General features: G+C 55.2%; 3 protein-coding genes (1 of these 3 running past the window's edge). All 3 read right to left on the bottom strand.

What is annotated here, in order from left to right:
• Tightly spaced (each overlapping or abutting the next), the 3 genes in view from C9I99_RS12935 to C9I99_RS12925 form a layout consistent with a single transcriptional unit that may run on beyond the window.
• A protein-coding gene (locus tag C9I99_RS12935; RefSeq protein ID WP_107349297.1) for a type I polyketide synthase crosses the window boundary here: on the bottom strand, window positions 1–6,370 show its 5' portion. Its footprint begins 302 nt before the window's first position; the window shows 6,370 of its 6,672 coding nt (coding positions 1–6,370); the start codon lies at window positions 6,368–6,370; the stop codon falls past the left edge of the window.
• On the bottom strand, window positions 6,367–10,539 hold the full coding sequence (locus tag C9I99_RS12930) for a non-ribosomal peptide synthetase (protein ID WP_107349296.1): 4,173 nt from the start codon (window positions 10,537–10,539) through the stop codon (window positions 6,367–6,369). Before C9I99_RS12930 ends, C9I99_RS12935 begins: the two co-directional genes overlap by 4 nt.
• The gene (locus C9I99_RS12925) at window positions 10,532–20,422 is read right to left on the bottom strand and encodes a hybrid non-ribosomal peptide synthetase/type I polyketide synthase (protein WP_107349295.1); all 9,891 of its coding nucleotides are present in this window, start codon (window positions 20,420–20,422) and stop codon (window positions 10,532–10,534) included. The genes C9I99_RS12930 and C9I99_RS12925 overlap by 8 nt, the downstream gene beginning before the upstream one ends.

Here is a 20,422-nt window from a genome sequence, read left to right as displayed (position 1 = left end):
GATCGCCATCTGCCCCCCTCTGTGCTAATTCGAAGTCAAACAGGATCGGCGAGCCAGGCTGCGGCCGTGCTTCGGACCCATTGTCAAGGCTATCAGCCGCCTGCTGCCGGTATGCTTCCTTCACCTGCGTCAGCAACGTGAGCTGATCAGCGCTGGGATCAAGTTGGTATGAGGTCGGTGTGACGACAGCCAAGTTGCCGAGGGTATCGTCCCATTGGCCTGATGCATCCAGGCGGCGGTAGCTATTTTTCACCGCCAGTGCGGGTGACGGCTGCCCGAGCACCTCAGACACTGAACTAGCCAGAGCTGCCAAGATCAGCTCCCCTGCCGCAATGTGGTGCTGGGCAAGCAGGGCCTCTGTAAGCTCAAAGTCGGCCGGCAGGGCCTGCTGCAAGAACTTGGGCTCTGGCGCCTGCGACGCCGCGGTGATAGGCCAGCTGTCAGCCATCGCCAACGCGTTCGGGCTTTGGGACGAGTACTGCTCATGCCAACGGGCATAGCCCGGCCCTTCCGGCAGAGACGCCGGCTGGCCAGCCAGTCGTGCCCCCAGGTATTGCTGCAAAACAACAACCGTTGACGCATCGACCAATGCCCCGCGGAACAAAACAGTCAGCCTTGCTCCGCGATTATCACTACGGTAACCGGCTGCAAACGGCAGCTCGGGATGCGCGGCCAACCGTTCAGCCAAGAGCGGCCACACCTCTTCGCCGGCATCAAGTGTCTCAAGGCGAATATCCAAAGACTCGGGATGGACAGGGAGCAATTGCTGTTCGCCGAGCTGATAGCGGAAACAGCTGGCCTCCGCCACTATGCTCTCAAGCGCCTCGACAAGGTTTGACAATGCCAGGCCTGGGTCGAGGGCTAGCTCAATACCACTGTCGACGCTGTGAACCTGAGCCGGAGACAGCGGCAATGAGGTCACCTCTTGAGCACCGCCCTGCACTTCAAACACCGCCTCAGCAACCTGCGCCAGTTCGGCGATAGTTTGATGCTCAAACAATTGCCCGGGATTAATGATGACCCCTTTTTCACGGGCCACAGATACAATCTGTACCCCCAACACCGAATCGGCGCCGAGATCAAAGAAGTTGTCATGCCGACCGATCTGGTTGAGCCCCAGAACTTGCTGCCAAATCGCCGTCAGAGCCTGCTCAACCTCGCCTTCCGGCTCAACATAGGCGGTATCAAGCTCGGGCCTGTCGTGCATAGTACGATGGGTCGACTGACTGCTCTCGTTGGCGCTTTCTGCACCGAACTGCTGGGAAGCAATCTGCTCAAAGAGCAGTGGCAAATCGGTGGTGGAAACCACCAGCTGCTCGGTATGCTCGCCCGCTAGCAGCCTTGCGAACACTTCAGCCCCCTCGGCCGGCATGATAGCGGCCGACTCCTCATCGCCCCCTGCAAACAAACTGCTCTGATCGTTCGCGAGCGGTTCGGCGGACACGCGGCGAAGCACGAACTGCTCGATTTCCGCGAGCAAGATACCGTCGCTGTCGAGCAACTCGATAGCGAGCGTCACACTATCGTTGTCGCTCTGCGCAGCCTGGTAGCGCATATGGCTATAGAGTGATTCCGTCAACGGCCGGTAAACCCGCATCCGCCCGTATGAAGCGGGAAGGAATAGGGCGCCTTCCGCGGCAAGGTGGTCTGGCACGCAATAGCCAGCCGTCGGTCCAGTCGCGACATCCAGCAGCGCAGGGTGGAGGAAAAAGGCGTCGGCATCGTCGCGGCAGTCCGGCTGGAGGGCAAGACGGATCAAGGCCTCACCATCGCCGTAGGAAACCGCCTCGACGCTCTGCCAGTGCTTGCCAAACATGATGGCCCCCGACTCGCCGTCCTGATCGCCACCAATCGACAGCCCGTCGCTGATGTGGTGGGCTAAACGCTGCCTGATACCCGCCAAATCACGCTGTTTCACCTCAGCCGGTTCAACCGCCGCCAGTTTACCGAAGACGTGGGGGTGGCCGGCTTCGTCCTTGACATCAAACACCCACTCGCCAGACTGTTCGCCCAATCCGAGAACCATATGCTGCTTGGCCCCTGGGCTCAGTTGCAGCGGGGTTGTGAAGAAACAATCTCGGAGCTCGACCACCGCCTCCGGGGCCAATTGCTGGTGATGAACGAAGGCCGCCCGAGCCAACTCAAGATAGAGGGTTCCCGGTACGGTCGGCATATTGTTGATCTGGTGCTCGTTAAGCAACCACTCGCTGGCAGGATTGAGCACCATGGTATATTCACCGGTTGCAGTATCCCCACTATGGAGCAAACGGTGGGAGATATTGCTGGCTGGCAGGGCAGTCTGCTCAGTTTGACTCAATTCGCTCAGCATGTTCTTTGCCATGCCCACTTCTTGCCATGCATCCCAATTGACCGATATCACTTTGCGGGCATGGGCAAACTGGCCCGACTTCGCCATCACATCAAGGAAATTGTTAGCGGCACAATAGTCGACCTGGCCAACGCCGCCACTGACGGCAAACAGCGATGAGGCCAACATGACAAAATCAAGCGCCTCGCCCTGCGTGACCTTGGCCAGCACCGAGGTACCGTATAATTTGGCATGAAAGACTTTTTCGGCCTCTTCTCGCTGCTTAAGCTGGATCAGCCCGCCACCGGCAACCCCTGCACAGTGCACGATGCCATGGAGTCCACCATGACGCTGCTTGATCCCTGCGATGAGAACTTCCATCTCGGTCTCATCGGCCAGATCAGCAGCCGCGACCTCGACCCGGCTACCCAGCGCCTCGATGGCCTTGATCTTCAACAATTTCTCGACAAGCTCCGGGGAAGTATCGCTAGCACCGAGCAAGGCTGCCCACTGCTCGCGCGGCGGCAGGGCCGAGCGGCCAAGCAACACAAGGGTTGATGGCTTGAGGGTGGCGAGTTTATGCGCATGCACCAAGCCGAGGCCACCCAGCCCTCCGGTGATGAGGTACACCCCGTGTTCACGCAAACTTTCAACACCATCGTCACTCGGCAGCACGTTGAACGGCTGGTAATCAAGTGTCCAGCGATGACGATTGCGCAGCGCCGCATCTTCGCCGTCGCCTGACAGCAATTCCCGGCCCAATAAGGCGGTATCGAGTTGCAGGACCTGTTGGTAAACGGCAATATCAATGATCCGACAAGACAGGCTCGGGAATTCCAGCGGCAAAACCTTGCGTGGGCCCAGCACGGTCGCGACCGCTGGGCGCAATGATTCACTGCCGAGCACGTCGTAAAGGCCCGATGTCACGATCTGAACTGACATCGCGGGTGGCTCAGCTAAGCTACCCAGTGCCTGGCTGAGCCAAAGCAGGCTGAAGAAGCCTTTCTCCTGCTGCGCGGCCAACTCCCCCGTTGCGTCGGTGTCGGGTTGCAACGTCAGGGTATGCACCACGCCTTCTGGCAGCCGATCTTCTGCGGCCAGTTGCGAAATCAGCTCAGCGAAGTGCTCGGATCGGGTCACATCGAGCGTGAACGCATGGTCGGCCTGCTTGGCAAAAACCTCCCCCTTGGTACATTGGGCGTCGATAAGTGCTACGCCCTGTCGCTTGAGCTGCTCTGCCAGCGCCCGCTCCGAGGCGGACCCGCCGTGGAGTAACAACAACCGCTGTCCGCTAACCACTTCTCTGGCCGGCATGCCACGCGTCCAAGACGGGGTGTAGAACCACTCCTCAAGCGGTTTCCTTTTACCCGCATCCAGGGCCAACGCCGCTTTTCTCTCACTTTGCGTCTCAACCCAGTAGCGAGTACGCTGGAACGCATACGTTGGCGCGGACACCCGCAATCGACGTTGGAGGCTGTAGAAGGCATGCCAGTCAGGCTCGTGGCCAGCACACCAGAGATTCCCCACCGCTTGCAAAAGGCTCTCAAGCGCATCTGTTTTCATTTTCGGGTGTGGCAGACAGTTGGCCGTTACCGACGCCCCCTGCCCCGCCAGGCTCAAACGCGTCAATCCGGACAATGAGGTTCCCGGCCCGACCTCTAGGAAGATACAGTCTCCCTGCTCGAGCAAGGAGTGGATGCCTTTGGCAAATTGCACCGTCCCACGCAGGTGGGCCAGCCAATATTCTGGATCCATCGCCTGCTCGGCGGTGATCCATGTACCGGACACATTGCTCACGAACGGGATCGTCGGTGGATTTAGCTGAACATCTGCAAATTCTCGGCGCAGAGGATCCAGTACCGGCTCCATCATGGCGGAATGGAAAGCATGGGAGGTGTGCAAGGGCTGCACCGTTACCCCCTTCGCCGCCAACCTGTCTATTGCCTCGTGACTGCCCGACAGCACACACAGCTCAGGTCCATTGACTGCAGCCAGATCCAACCCGTGGCCGAGCATACCCTCAGCCTCCGAGGCCGACACCCTTACCGCCGCCATGGTACCCGGCTCCTGTTGTCCCATCAAACTGGCGCGCCTGGCGACAAGTCGGATAGCATCATCGACCGAGAACACGCCAGCAAGGCAAGCTGCCACCCATTCGCCGATGGAATGGCCAATCATCGCTCCGGGAGCGATCCCCCAGCTAGCTAACAGTTTGGCCAGCGCGTACTCGACCACGAACAATGCCGGCTGGGTGATTTCTGTCTGCTGCAGGCGAAGCGCAGCCTCATCAACTAGGTTTTCAGTAAAGAGGATGGAGGCCAGATCAATTCCAGTATGGACGGCCAACACACTGGCACAATAATCAAACGTTTCCCTAAAGACAGGCTCACTGTCATACAGCCCCTGCGCCATACCAACATACTGAGCACCTTGGCCGGGGAACATAAACACCAGTGGTGTAGTTTCGGGCATTGCTGGAGACCGCGGCGAGTTAAGGCCTTTTCTTAACTGTGATATCGCCTCGTCGGCAGTGCTGGCGACGCACTGGAACCGATGCTCAAAAGGATGACGGCCGATATGTAGGGTATAAGCGATATCGGCGAAATTGAGATGTTTGTTTTGCTCCAGATAATCAGCCAGGTTACCTCTCTGCGCATCGAGCGCTTTTGCCGACTTAGCCGACAGAGAGATCAGCTGATAGTGGCGACCATCATCCGACGGTAGGACCACCGGCGCTTCCTCAACAATGGCATGGGCATTGGTGCCACCCACGCCAAACGAGCTTATCCCTGCCCGCTTGATCCCGCCGACCCCATGCCACGGTACCAGCTTGTCGTTGACGAAAAACGGGCTATTGGCAAAATCTATTCTTGGATTCGGCTTGCTGTAATTCAGGCTTGGCGGTATTTCACCATGCTTCATCGCCAGGCTGACCTTCATCAAGCTCGCCACCCCAGCGGCAGCGGCCAGATGGCCTATATTGGTCTTCAGCGAACCGATGGCACAGAACTGGTTCAGATCGGTGTACTCGCGATACGCCTTACTCAAGGCCTCGATTTCAATCGGATCGCCCAGTGGCGTCCCCGTACCATGGGCTTCGACATAACTCAGCGTATCTGGAGATACGCCCGCAACCTCTAGCGCCTCGGTGATCACGGCAACCTGGCCGTCGACTCCCGGCGCGGTATAACCGACCTTGTCCAAACCATCATTGTTGACCGCAGTACCTCGGATCACCGAGTAAATCTGATCACCGTCAGCCAACGCTTCATCCAGCCGCTTGAGCAAGACCGTGCCAGAACCGCCAGCAGAGAAAACCGTTCCTTTAGCCTTGGCATCAAATGCTCGGCAATGTCCGTCCGGTGCTGTCATCGACCCCTCTTGATAGAGGTATCCCTGTTTATGGGGGACCTGCAGCACCGAGCCGCCCGCCAGGGCCATATCACATTCACCGTTGAGCAAGGCCTGGCAGGCCAAGTGAATCGCAACCAGCGAGGTCGAACACGCGGTCTGCACACTGACGCTTGGCCCTTTTAGGTTGAGCCGGTAGCTTACCCGTGTTGGCAGGTAATCGACTTCATTGCCGATCCCCACCAGAAAATCACGCTCAGAATGCATCAAGTGGAATACGTTATAGAGCAAGTAACGGCTCATCAGAGTGCCCGCATATACCCCGACTCGGCCGGGGTAACGGTAAGGATCATAACCACCATCTTCCAGTGCCTCCCATGAGGTTTCTATGAAGATCCGGTGCTGCGGGTCGATCAGTTCTAACTCGCTGGGATTGAAGCCAAAAAATCCGGCATCAAATCCTTCCGTTTCTTCGAGGAAAAAACCGGCATTGACGTAATTGGGGTTCTTCATCTGGCGAGAAACATATTGAGCGCTGATCGGATCCAGCCCTTCCAGACATCCACGCAAATCCTCTTTAGACAGTGTCGTAACTGACTCGACCCCTCCTTGGAGATTCTGCCAAAACTGATGGTGGTTTTCGGCACCGGGAAAGCGCCCGCTCATACCAATTACCGCAATACGATCATCAAATTCAGTCACATTGTTCATTTTTTCAAATCCATTTGATTATTTTTTTTCCTCTCCAGCGCAACCTTCCTACGCTGCCCCTGTGCTAAGCGGCGCTTTTCTCCCACCGAACGGCCCTGACGTGTCGGCGCCGTTGTGACCGCTTTCTCACCGCTCAGTTTCTGCGCCAGTAAGCGAATACTCGGTAGAGTGAAAAACATCTCGACCAAGGTCATATCAGTTAAAAGTTCACGCTTTAACCTGTTATGAACTTGCACCATCTGGACGGAGTTCCCGCCGATATCGAAGAAATTGTCATCGATACCGACACTATCAAGACCGAGCGACTCGGCCCAAGCTTGGGCTATCACTTTTTCAATGTCGGATGAGGGGGCCGCTTTAGCGACATTTAGAGTCTGCTCTGTACGGTCACTTTCCGGCTCAGGCAAAGATTTACGATCAACTTTGCCATTGGCGGATAAAGGTAAGGCATCAATCATCATTATGCTCCCGGGTACCATGTAACGTGGTAATTTTTGGGCCAGTGTGTACTGGACTTTCTCAGGCAGGGACGCCGTCTGGTGGCTTGCCACCGGCTCTTCGTTACTCGCTGCAGGGTGCTGTTTAATCGGCCCGCCAACCAGCATATGCAGGTAGCGGTGACTGCTATCGAGGTTGAACAGTTCTGCAATACGGCTGAAATCAAAAGCACCAATCTGGCATAGCCCGAGGTTGTGTGTTTCAGCCTCGGTCTCCAGCAGCTGGCTAATAAGGCCGGCTTCAATCAAGCAGAAATCCTCGGCATGATGGCCATAGAGAGGGGTTATCGCCTGCTCCTGGGCAATCAAGAAGATAGAAAAAGCTGACTGCTCAACGGCCTGGCGATTGAATTCGTCGTGAACGCTGCTCTGTATCCGCGCATCACGGTTAAGCGGTACCAAGCTATGCCGCTCAGGGTGGAAGTAATATATCCCGCCCACGATGCCCTCAATTCTATTAGGCTTGACATAGACATATGCCTGCACCGGATAGAGTCCGCCAGCTGAACCAAAGCGGTATTTTAGCTGCCCGTTGTTATCGATTGCTGCCAGGCCTTCGATCAAGGCTGCAAATTCAGCCAACTTCACCTCCGTGGGGGCAAACTGGCGGTGGGTCCGGCGGCTATAAAAGACACTGTGGTCCTCGGCCAAGTAGTCACCAAGGAGCACCTCGCCATCAAATGCCTCGCACTGCCGGATCCCGTGCCTGGCTAATCGAAAAGCAAGCCGCTTGCCCGCATCGAGGATCACCCCGTCATCGCTGACCTCGGCGGCTTCAAACGCTGCCTGCGTAGCAGGAACTACATAAGCCACCAACCGCTTATTGCGCGTACTATCGCCGTACACGGTGACCACTGAGCTACTCACCTCTTCCATTTGGTTAATAACTGCTTCGATCTCGCCCAACTCGATGCGGTGCCCCTGCAATTTGACCTGGAAGTCCTTGCGTCCCAAAAACTCAATGTTGCCGTCGGGCAGCAGTCGGCCTAGATCTCCGGTACGGTAGATTCTCTCCCCCGAGAAAGGGTTGGTGACAAACGCGGCATTCGTTTTCTCTTTATCCTTCCAGTAGCCGAGGCTAAGCCCTATCCCGCCGATACAGATTTCACCGGGCACCCACACCGGGCACGGTACGCCTTCGCTGGACAACACTTGCATGGTTTGGTTCTTCAAGGCCTTTCCATAAGGAATACTGGTCCAATCCGGTGCCACGTCGACGATGGGATACGAAATTGACCAAATAGAAGCCTCCGTGGCACCGCCGAGGCTGAGCAACTGAGTATCGGGTAGCAACGCCTTGCTGCGCTGCGGCAGATCGACCGGTATCCAATCACCACTCATCATGACATGCCGCAATGACTGAACTTGCTCGGTGTTATCGGCCTGAAGATCGGTGATCAGCAGGTCATAGAGGGTCGGTACGGTATTCCACAGCGTGATGTGATTCTCGGCAATCAGCTGCTGCCAATGTTCAGCTTCAACCCGACGAGAAGCGTCAGGAACGATCACCTTGCCACCGGCTGCCAACAGACCGAAAATATCGTATACCGACAGGTCGAAACTGAGCGACGATACCGAAAGGATGCTGTCACACTCCGTGACACCCAAACGCTCATTGATATCCAGCAAGGTATTGACCGCCCCCTGGTGATCGATCATGACCCCCTTGGGCATTCCGGTCGACCCGGAGGTAAAGATCACATAGGCCAAATCCGTAGGGCGGCAGCCGACATTCGGCTTGGTTACTGCCTTACCCCAGTATGGCGTATCTTCCATGACCGCAGCACTGACCCAGTTCGGCCAGTCAAAAGCCTCCCTCCACTGCTGCTGGCACAGGGCTAGCTTGGCTTCTGATTGCTCCAGCAACTGCATGCATCGAGACTCAGGTAAGGCCGGATCAATCGGTACATAGGCTGCACCGGCTTTCAAAATTGCCAGTACGGCAACCACCTGCTGCCAGGACTTTTCCATCACCACAGCGACCAATTGGTTGGCTTCTAACCCTTGCTCAATGAGGTAGTGAGCAACCTGATCACTCATGCTATCGAGTTCGCGGTAGGTCAAGCTCCGATCACTATGCACCACAGCTGTGTTATCAGCCCGGCACTGGGCTTGTCGCTCAAACAACTGGTGCATGAGCGCCTGTCTGACAGGCGTGGCGGTATCGTTGGCTTTCGCCACTAACTGCTGGTGCTCCCTCGGGGTCAGGGAAACCCGCTGCTCTTGCCACGCCTGCGCATCGGCAGCGAGCCTGCGAACAAATTGCTGGTATACAGAGAACATGTTATCGAGCATACCGGCCGGAAACACGTCTTCAACCGCATCCCAATCAACCACCAGCATTCCCCGGTCAAGAGCTATCTGGCAATCAAGCCATACCTGCGGAGTCTGAGTAATGACATAGTTTTCTTCACCCAACCACGAGAAAGGAGCCACACTGTCGCTTTGGCTAATGGCGCTGGTAAAGACCATCGGCATTGCGGCTGCGGCTGGACTGTCATTACGACGGGCAATATCTCGAATCACATCCACGCCCGAATAAAGGCTGTAGTCGATATCTTGCCATAGTTGAGTTTGCAGCTTATTTGCCCGCTCTTTAAAGCTCTGGTAAGCGGTCATATCGACTTCCAGCAACACGACAGAGGTAAAATCACCCACCAGCATATTGACCTGCGGATGAACCGGATGGCGGTCGAACAGCGTCAGGTTCAAGGTAAAGTGCGGATCCTTGCTCCATGTCGCAAGCACAGTGGCATAGGCTGCCAATAACGCCACCGACGGCGTCACCCCGGCACTGCGGCACTGCTTGCCAAAGTGGCTCCACTCCTCTCTATCAAGACGAAAGCTGCGGCGGCTAAATAGCGACGTTTTGCCCTGCGTCTTTTGGGCTACGATGGGAAGCTCCGGCGCTGCGGGGAGCACATCAACCCGCTCTTGCCAATAGGCTTGAGCTTCTTGGTAGTCCTGCCCCTGGTGCTTGCTGTGCTTATGATTTACATAGTCTCGGAAACTGGCTTCCAACGGCTCAAACTCCAGTCCGGGAGTGCGGTACAGTTGCTCCCATTCACTGCTCAGGATATCTAAACTCCAAGCATCGAGAATAAGCACGTCAAGACTGATGTGCAGCCGTGCGCGATTTGCTGACAAATGGCTGATCCGCATGTCAAACAGTGGCCAGGTCTCAGTATCAAAGACCTGGTGAGACATGGCGCCCCGGGTGGCCAGCAAAGCGGCATCACGATCTTCTGCCGCGCACTCGCACAAATCTTCCTCGGCCATTTGGTATTCCGGAACCTCTGGTAATACCCGCTGCCTGCCATCCTCATCCACGACAGCACGAAGCATATCGTGGCGTTTGACCAGCTGATTCCACGCCCGGTTGAGGTGCGGCAAATCCAAGTTTTGGCAATCAACCTCCATATAACCGTGGGCTGCAATCTCGCCCAAATCGAACCCTTCTCGGCGACCTACCCAATAAGCCTCCTGCACTTCCGTTAACGGAAAGGGCTCGAACCGTGCCTTCGGCGCGAGCGGTAACTCAGCCTTGTCTTGACGAGGTTGTGTCTGGCGAATCTTTTTCAGCAATGCAGCCCTGCTTTCTGCTGATAACTTACTCAGTTTGTCGCGAAGCGTGGCGTCAGGCGCTGAGCTTTCAGGGGATATCTCACTCATCGTTCAATACTTCCTTTAACAATCCTTCAAACTGTTCGGCATCTAAGTGGCCGATTTCATCCATAAATTCTTCAAGCTCAAGTGAGTCGCCTGTTGCCAGTGAATCAACATGGGTTGCTAATTCAAATAACCTAGGCGAGTTAATGACATCACTGAGATAAATTCTGATATCGAACTCTTGTTTAATTTTCTGAACCAAGCGCATCGCCAGGAAAGAATCGCCGCCTAATGCAAAGAAATCATCATCAAATGTAATTTCATCCAAGTTCAATACTTGTAGCCAAATATTCTTCAGCGTTATTTCAGTAAGGGTTTCTGTTCTATTTTCCGAGCATCCATCAACCACCACTTCAGGTGCACACTCGACCCAGGTCAATTTTGACCTATCAACTTTGCCATTGATGGTCAAAGGCAGTTTTTCAAGCACCTCGATGTGTTCAGGCAGCATATAGCCAGGCAGCAGGGCACGTAGCTGTCTATTGAGCTCATCACTCAACAGACCAGCGCTGTGTGTGCGATGTTGACTGCCAACAAAACCAATCAAGCGATAGGCTCCCTGGCCATTGGCAATAGCCTTCACAACCACTTCATCCACATCCGGTGACTGGGCAATAACAGACTCGATTTCACCCAGCTCTATTCTGAAACCATTTATTTTGACCTGATGATCTTTGCGTCCGATATATTCAATATTTCCGTTATGACGATAGCGAACAATATCGCCAGTGCGGTAAACCGCTCCCTTTTCTTTATTTGGTAATTTGATAAATGATGTTTTATTAAGCTCATCCCTATTCAAATATCCCGGCGAAACACTATCCCCTGCGATATATAATTCACCAGAAACGCCGATCGGCACTTCATTTAATCGTTCATCAAGAATATAGAAGCGAGTATTATCTATCGGCTTACCGATATGTACGTCGCGAGCACAGTGTGGCGGCAGTTCGGTGTAACTCACATAGGTGGTACATTCCGACGGCCCATAAAGATTAAATAGCTTAATTCCTTTGTACTGAGAATATATCCGCTCGACCAAGCTCGGTTTCAGCGGCTCGCCAGCCAAATTGACAACCGCTAGTGACTCTGGCAGCAAACCCCGTTCTAGCATCTCTACCATGACCGACGGCACGGTATTGAGTAACGAGTAACTCCCGCCTTGATCAGAATCAATCACCTCGAGGGCATTTTCGACCAATGTCAGCGCACCGCCAGTACTCAATGGCAAAAAGATTTCGAACACAGACAAATCAAAACAAATTGACGTCGAGGCTAGGACCTGCTTCAGTTCATCTCGACTGAATGTGTTTCGGCCCCATGCCAGCATTGCTGCAGCATTGCGATGGGTGAGCCTGACGCCCTTAGGCCTGCCGGTTGAGCCCGAGGTATAGATCATATAGGCCGTGCTATCTTCGGCAATCGCTATCTCCAAGTTCTCAGTACTGTATTGACCGAGTTGCTCGATGACCGTCTCGATCTCAACTAGCTTGGTACTTACAGATAACCTATGTGGCGTAGTTTGGGCTTGACCAATCACCACATCCACACCGGCGTCATCAATCATCATCGCCAGCCTGTCCTGAGGGTAGTTTGGATCCAGGGGAATGTAGCTGGCACCGGTTTTGAGTACGGCAAGCAACGAAACGATAAGTGCCGACGAACGGTCAAGGCATACACCAACGCGATCCCCAATCTTTACACCCTTGTCAACCAGGTACCTAGCCAGCTGATTTGCCTTCTCATTAAGTGCTTGATAAGTAAGGATCTCATCACGACAATACAGTGCCATCTGCTGGGGTGCTCCCCCCGCCAGCGCCTCAAAATCGGTAACCATTCCCCGATTACCAACCTGATAATCGGTCTCGGTTTGGTTCCATTGATCCATCAGGGCCTGTTCTTGGCTGGCCATTACCGATACCTCTTTCGCCGAAGCGTCGGTGGCGCTGAAGAAGCGGTGTAATAGTGCCTCCATCCGCTGCAGCAGCCTTACTGCGGTCTCATTGCTAAACAGCTTGCTGTTATAATCCAGCACCAGCTCAATCGCCCCATTCAGCTCCATGGCATTCATGGTGATATCGTACTTAGTGAACTGGATTGGCGGAATGGTGAACAGAGCCGATAGCGGTCCAAAATCGGGCTGCTCCACGGTTTCCATATTGAACAAAGCTTGGATTAAGGGTGCCCGGCTAGTATCTCGCGGTATATCCAGCATCTTCACCAAGTCGGCAAACAGCAAATGCTGATGTTCATAAGCATCGAGCAACTCGCTGCGCATTTTGGTCAAGTAACAGCCCAAGGTTTCATCGCTACCCACCTGGCTGCGGATGGGCAGCAAGTTGAGGCAATAGCCAATCAGGTGTTCAGCCTCTTGGGCGCTCGGGCGAATGGATACCGGTGTGCCGACCACAATATCGTCCTGGCCTGAAAGGCGATGGAGCAGCAAAGAGAACGCCGAGAACATAAACATAAACGGGGTACAGCCCCTTTGCTTGGCGAACACTTTGATCTGCTCGGTAAACGCAGGTTCCAACGTATGTACACATCGGCCACCGTTACAGGCCAGCACCGCCGGGCGCGGGAAGTCTGTCGGCAGATCTAGGGCCGGGGGCAACTGGCGCAGCTGATGCTGCCAATAGGCTTGCTCCTTGCTCAGTTCCGGCTTCTGCTGGAGCCACTCACAATAGGAGTGGAAGCCCATAGCCGGGGCAAGCGGGATACCTTTACTACCTGCATTATAATGTCGGTACAGCTGACCGATCTCATTGATCAATACGTGATATGACAGCCCGTCGATAATCGCGTGGTGCGCAACAACCACTAGGAAATGGTGCTCATTGCCAAGACGGGCCAAGCCAAAGCGGACCAAGCTATTGGTCGGCTCCAATGCAAAAGGTCTGGCGATTTCCTCTTCCAGCAAGCGGGTCAGGCACTGATGGCTGGTATCCCCTTCTTCGTCCAGCAGCCATGTTGCCAATTCAACCGTGGCGCCGGATTCGAAAGCCTGCTCGCCTTCGGTGATATTAACCCTAGTTCGCAAGGCCGGATGGCGCCCGACTACGTGCTCTATCGCCTGTTCGAGGGCAGCTACGTCCAATTGCCCCAGTAACTCCAACACTATCGGTTCGTTATATGCACTGGCGATATCCCTCGCGGCTTCGGACGCCACCAGCACATGCTGCTGGGCCGACGTCAGGGGAAGGCTCGATACATTGTTGCCCGCATCACCAAGCTGCGCCGCCGGCCCTGCCGGTGAACCAAAGCCCATTGACGTGACCCCCAACGGCTGAACATCCTTTCCGATCAGGAAGCCCGTTTCGACCAGGCCGCGGACACAGTCTTTGATTGACGAGACGATATAAGCAATGTCGTCATCGGTATGGGCCAGGGATAGGAAACAGTTGCGCCCCTCCCAAATAAACAGACCACGGTATTGCAGGTGGTAATACAAGATCTCCAGATCCCCGGTATACTGGAACCGGAACAAGGAGCCGCAGTTGAGTACCTTCAGCGGGGTCCCGATTTCGCCGAAGAACTGATTCAATTCGTCGGCCAACCGATCGGTTTTCGCATTGAGCCGCTCCTGAAGCGCTGGACCTTCGTCTTTCAGGCGCTGCAACGCCGCCCTTGCCGCTGCAAGCATCAGCGGGTGCTTGCAGAACGTCCCCGCAATGAACGTGGTATTGCTGCTTTCAGGAGCAGAATGGTCCCCGTACTGCCAAAAGCCACCGTCAACAACATCCATGACCTCGGCTTTACCGGCGACAATGCCACAAGGCAAGCCCCCGCCGGCGATCTTGCCGTAAGTTGCCATATCAGCTTGGATTCCATACCACCCTTGGGCGCCTTGCTGATGAATACGGAAGCCGGTCAGGACTTCGTCAAAAATCAGCACATTGCCCTGCACAGAAGTAAGCTCACGCAGGGTCAGCAAGAACGCTTTCGGCTGAAGTGTCGGGCGGCGGCTCTGGACACCTTCGACCAGAACTGCGGCAATGTCGCCACCGTGCTCGCGAATATAGTCAATCGCCACCTGCTCGCCATAAGGCAGTACCACTAAGTCATCAATCATCCCCTGCATGACACCCGGCGCGACCGGTACCGACTCGGCATTGTCTTGCTGGTGGTTTTCCCGTCCGAGAATACCGTCGAAAGTCCCGTGGTAGGAGCCACTGAAAATGACGATCTTGCTGCGATCGGTCGCGGCCCTGGCAATACGGCAAGCCGCCATCACCGAGTCTGATCCGGTGTTGCAAAATGTCACCCGCTCCATCCCGGTCAATTGGCACATTAAATCGGCAACCTCGCCCACCAGCGGAGACTGTGGCCCCAGCGGCATCCCCTCATGGAGCTGTTCGGCAATTGCTTGATTGATAAAGTCCGGATTGTGACCAAACAAGCTGGCGCCAAACCCCATGGTCAGATCAATGTATTCATTGCCATCAACATCGTTCAAACGCGCCCCAGAAGATTGCTTAACCACCAAGGGGTAGAGCATTTCCTTGGTGCTGACCCGAAACCCGGCCACCGTTCGATTGTCCGCCAGCGATGTGCGGTATTGCTGGGCATAGTGCTTCGAAGATGGGGTACGGCGGTTAAAAGTATGTATCCACTGATCAAGCAGCTGCTTCTGCTGCTCGCTGTAACTATTTTCGTCATCGGTACGCGGACGCCACGGTGGCAGCACGACTTTCTTTGCGCTGGCCTTCGCCTCTGGTTTGCCGCTCACATTGGCCACTTTATTACTGCTGTCGCTAACGGTTTGACCGGTACCCAGCAGTGCCAGTTGGGACTGGACCAGTTCCGAAACCAGCTTGATCTGCTGCTCGAACAATCCATGATATTGAGGGTTGGTGGCACGTTCCGGCAAAGAATGCGATACCGGCAAGCTAGCCGGCTCGCTGACTTCTGCACAGCACGCGGCAGTAGAGCTGGCTGAGACTGGCGGCGTGGCAACTTGGCTTTCTACCGCATGTTCGGCGACAAAATCAGCCAATGATTGGACATCCGTCAGCTGCTCAAAAATTTGTCGAATCGAAAGCTGCACCCCAAAGACGTCTTCAATTTGGCCTATCATCCGCACCAAAATGATCGAATCGGCCCCCAACTCGAAGAATGTGCTGTTGGGATCGAGCGACGAACGGTCGATCTTAAGCACGTTGGCAATCAGCCCGACAACCGGTTCGGACGATGCCTCCGCCCCGTTCTTGCTCTCTGCAACGAGCGGAGTGCCAACATCCTGAGACGGTGACAACTGACTGGCCACCCAATACGGTTTGTGGGTAAACGGATAAGTTGGCAACGGTACCTGACAACGACGCTTGCCCCCCAGGGCTGCAGACCAGTCGACATTCGCCCCGCGGGTATACAACCCTGCCAGTACCCGCCCAAAGCTTTGCTCAAGCGGCTGTTCGGTGTCCATACAAGCAGCAACGCCCTCTTTACCGACACCCGCAAGCTGCCTGACAAGTTGCGAAAGTACCGGTTTGGGACCGATCTCAATGAAAAAGTCACATCCGGCATCGACGGCGGTCTTGACCCCTTCGGCAAACTGGACCGGGGACAGCAGGTGCTCAGACCAATAGCGGCTAGCAATCGCCCTATCGCCGTCATGCTGTCGGCCGGTCACATTCGAAATCAAAGGATAACCTGGTGCCGAGAAGCGCATGGCTGCCGTAAACTTATCCAGCTCGCCAGCGACATCAGCCATCAGCGGCGAATGGTAAGGCTTGTTGACCTCCAGCCGGCGATAGACAATACCTTCCCCCTCTAACCGGTAGCAACAGCTCGAGATATCGGCTTCTGTCCCTGACAGCGTAATGGCTCGAGGGGCATTGCTGGCCGCAATGCTGACGCCCTTGCCCAGTAAGGGGAGCAGCTGCTCAGCCGTTGCCGATACCGCCAGCATCGCTCCAGTCGGAGAAAGTGCATCGATCAACTCGGCCCTGCGGATCACCAGCTCAAGGCCATCTTCGAAACTCATACAGCCCGCAATCACCGCACCGGCATATTCACCTAGGCTATGGCCAACAATCACCGCGGGTTCCACTCCGATGGCTAGCCACCAGCGGGCTATGGCAACTTCAAGCACATACAGCGCCGTTTGGGCAAAAGGCGGGGTCGCCAGCAGCTGCTCAGCGCCGGCATTCCCTGTTAGCAAGTCCAATAAGCCGCGGTGGCCATGGGCCGTGATCACGGTATCGGCCTTATCAAACAGCGCCCTGGCCTCTGGTAGTTGTTGATAGAGGGCTTTGCCCATCCCGAGGAACTGGGAGCCTTGGCCGGTAAAAACAAAACCGATACGGGGTTGACGGTCGGGACGAGCCTGGCCTATCAAGCCACTCTGCTGCGGCAGAGCCTCGATGGCCTGCTGTACCGAACCGGCAACCACGGCCAAGCGGTGGGTATGGTGGCTGCGTCTGGTAGCCAGCGCATAGTTTACGTCAGTCATTACCGAAGGGGCATGTTGCGCCAGCCTCCCTGCCAACTGCTCAGCCAGCGCCTGCAGGCTTGAGGAAGACTGGGCTGACAATAACGTTACCTCGGGACTGAAGTTCGTTGCCGGCTGACTGCTAGCAGCCTTGGCTTCGCGAACGATCACGTGCGCGTTCGCACCACCAAAGCTAAAACCACTGACCCCCGCGACGCGTGGCAACTCGGCCTTCCACTTCCGGCCAGCCTGTAAGAGCTCAATCCCTGAATGCTCTAGCTGGATATGGGGGTTTACCTGCTCAAAGTTGGCTAGCTTGGGGAGCCATTGGTTCTGCATCGACAGCACGGTTTTGATCAGTCCGGCGATACCGGCAGCGGCTTCCAGGTGGCCAATGTTGGTTTTCGCCGCCCCCAATGCCACCGCCGTTTTGCCAAATACCGCCTTCAGCGCATTGATTTCGATAGGATCACCCAGCGGGGTACCGGTACCATGCGTTTCCACGTAGCTCAACTCACTTGGGCAGACTTGGGCATCAGCCAATGCCTGGCGGATCACATCCTGCTGGGCCAGGCCATTCGGGGCGGTAATACCGTTACTCCGGCCGTCTTGGTTGGTTGCCGAGCCGATGAGCCATGCCTGAGGTCGGCTGTGCGCCAGGGAAGAACTGTCCGCCCGCGCCAGGATCACCACTCCGCACCCTTCGCCCCTTACATAGCCATTGGCCTTGGCATCAAAGGTATGGCAAGCCGCATCTGCAGACAGCATGCCGGCTTTGGTCAGCGCTTGGTTCCACTCAGGATTGCGGATCATGTTTGCCCCGCCGACAATAGCCAGCTCACACTCCCCCCGCTGCAAACTTTGCATGGCAAGATGAACAGCAACCAGGGATGAAGAGCAAGCGGTATCAACAGCTAGGCTGGGCCCTTTCAAATCAAGGAAATAGGAGATCCGGCTGGCCGCCAAACTGTGAGAGGCGCCGGTACAGGCATGGGCATCTATCGCGGCACCTTGCTTGGCAAGCTCGATGGCATAGTCTGACGCTGAAATGCCGACAAAGACACCTGTCCGGCTACCCGCGAGTGAGCGTGGTGGGATCCCAGCATCTTCGAGTGCATGCCAAGATTGTTCAAGCAACCAGCGTTGCTGGGGATCCATCTGCTCAGCCTCGAGGGGGCTGATCCCAAAAAACTCCGCATCGAACCCTTCGGCATCGTCGAGGTAACCTGCGTCCGGCAACTCACCGGCACAACGGATACTGCTCTGTCCTTCGGCCAACATGGCCCAGTATTGCTCTCGGTTAGCCGCGCCGGCAAACCGACAGGCCATGCCGACAACCGCAACGTCATGCTCCTGCGAGCCGCCGGCCTTGCGGCCCTCACCCTCAGAAACCGTCTCACCAGCCAGCGCCCGCGCCAAGTCTCGAGTCGTCGGATAATCGTAAAATACTGTCGGCGAGACAGCCTGGCCGTAGAACTCCTCCAGTTCACCAGAAAGGCCAACCAAGGCTCGCGATCCCAGCCCGAAAGAAGAAAAAGGCGACTGGCTGTCGATGTCATCCACCGGCTTGGCCGTTAACTCGCCCAATTTAGCGATCAGCCATGCCTCCAACTGCTGAGCAGTGTACGCGGTCCCAGAGCGCATCGCGGAAGCAACCGCTTGCGTGCCTGGTTCCTGAGCTTCGACAACCGGCAATAGCGCAGCGCTGTACCAGCTCGCGACCTGCTTCAAAGACTGTCCGAGGAACCCCTGTTTATTCGCGGCACGCTGCACTTTCCCCGATGTCGTCTTCAACAAGGCACCAGGGCGAAGAAGTACAATGCCGGCAACCTCCAGGGCATGATGCTTTGCGATCTGATCGCGGATCACCTGAAAGATTTCCTCACCAGACTCCGCTTTAAAATTGCGCTCAACCTCCTGGACGACCCCAAGGTGGTCTTTGCCGTCGATTGTAATGGGGAAGGCCGCACAGCCACCGGCTCTCACCAACGGATGGCATTTATCAACAGTCCATTCAATGTCCTGTGGATAGTGGTTCTCCCCATCGATAACCAGCAAATCTTTCAGCCGGCCGGTCATATACAGCTCGCCGTCACGAACGAAGCCCAAGTCTCCGGTTCGAAGGTAGCACTTGCCGTCGTCGACTTCAGTGCTGATTTTGAAGTGGAATGCATCGGCCGTTTTGCGACTATCCTTCCAGTAGCCTTGGGAGAGGATGTCGCCCTCAACCCAGATCTCGCCGATCTTGTTGTCCTCACATAAGGCAAAGTCCGATGGGTTGACGATCTTGACCACTGTATTTGGCGCGGGAACACCGCACGAGACGATCTCCCTTGCCGTATGCACGTCGGCAGCATCACGGATCCAGCCCTGCTCGAGCGCATGGCTATCGGCATACACGGTTCCGGGGATCCCTTCTGCTGGCGTGGACGTCACCTTGCAGGTTGCCTCGGCGAGCCCATAGGCAACACAAAAGGTTTCAGGGCGAAAACCAACGGGAGCAAACTTGTCACTAAACTGACTGAGGGTTTCCGTTCTCACCGTCTCGGCTGCATTTTGGGCAACTCGCCAATTACCCAGATCTAACTCTGACAGTTGCTCCTCGCTCACTTTGCGGAGACATAAGTCATAAGCAAAGTTTGGGGCCATTGTATGGGTAGCCCGGTGCTCACTCATTGCTTTAAGCCACCGGTATGGCTTCTGAATGAAAGTAACCGGAGACATGATATAGGTTGAGAATCCGTTGTAGACAGCCTGTAACATACCGTAAATCAAACCGAGATCGTGAAAGTGGGGCATCCATGTCACCATCCTCGAGTTTCGGTCATGACCCCACCGGTAATCAAAGCTGAACATGTTTTCAATCAGGTTGCGGTGGGTAAGTACGACACCTTTAGGCTCGGATGTAGAACCGGAAGTAAACTGCAGGTAGGCAACCTTTTCCGGAGTGATAGGTACCGGTTGCCAAGCTTGCTCGCAGCGCGATTCCAATGTATTAGTCGCAACCCAGTTGTAATTATCAAGCTCTGGGATTTTTTGCTTTAAATTTGCGAGCTTATTTAGCATCGTTGATGTGGTGAGGATCGTCGTGGTACCGGCTGACTCTGCTATCTTCATAATCTTTGGCAACATTTCAGGAAGCCTAGAAAAACCATGCATTTGTACCGGAATACCAATAATTCCACCGTAGAAGCAGGCAAATAATGATGTGAGAAAATCAAGTCCAGCGGGATAAAGCAATACTGCGCACTCGTCAAAAGATAGGTGCTCTTTAAGCTGAGTAGCATAAGATTTTGATATGCTGTCGAGCTCCGAAAACGTCAAGCTTTCAGATACAGTCTCTCCCCCCTTGAGAAAACTATAGACTGTAGAATCAGGATCAATTTCAGCTCTTCTGGATAATATTTTTACCAAATCATCGTATTCATTACCTAAAACATCACTTTGCATGGTCAT

The organism is Photobacterium lutimaris (genome assembly GCF_003025555.1).
Lineage (GTDB): Bacteria > Pseudomonadota > Gammaproteobacteria > Enterobacterales > Vibrionaceae > Photobacterium > Photobacterium lutimaris.
The sequence above is the reverse complement of the archived record's forward strand: the minus strand, read 5'-3'. Positions and strand labels throughout refer to the sequence as shown.

Coding starts and splice junctions, on each gene's coding strand:
- C9I99_RS12930 (WP_107349296.1), bottom strand. CDS start 10,539: ATGAGTGAGATATCCCCTGAAAGCTCAGCGCCTGACGCCACGCTTCGC.
- C9I99_RS12925 (WP_107349295.1), bottom strand. CDS start 20,422: ATGACCATGCAAAGTGATGTTTTAGGTAATGAATACGATGATTTGGTA.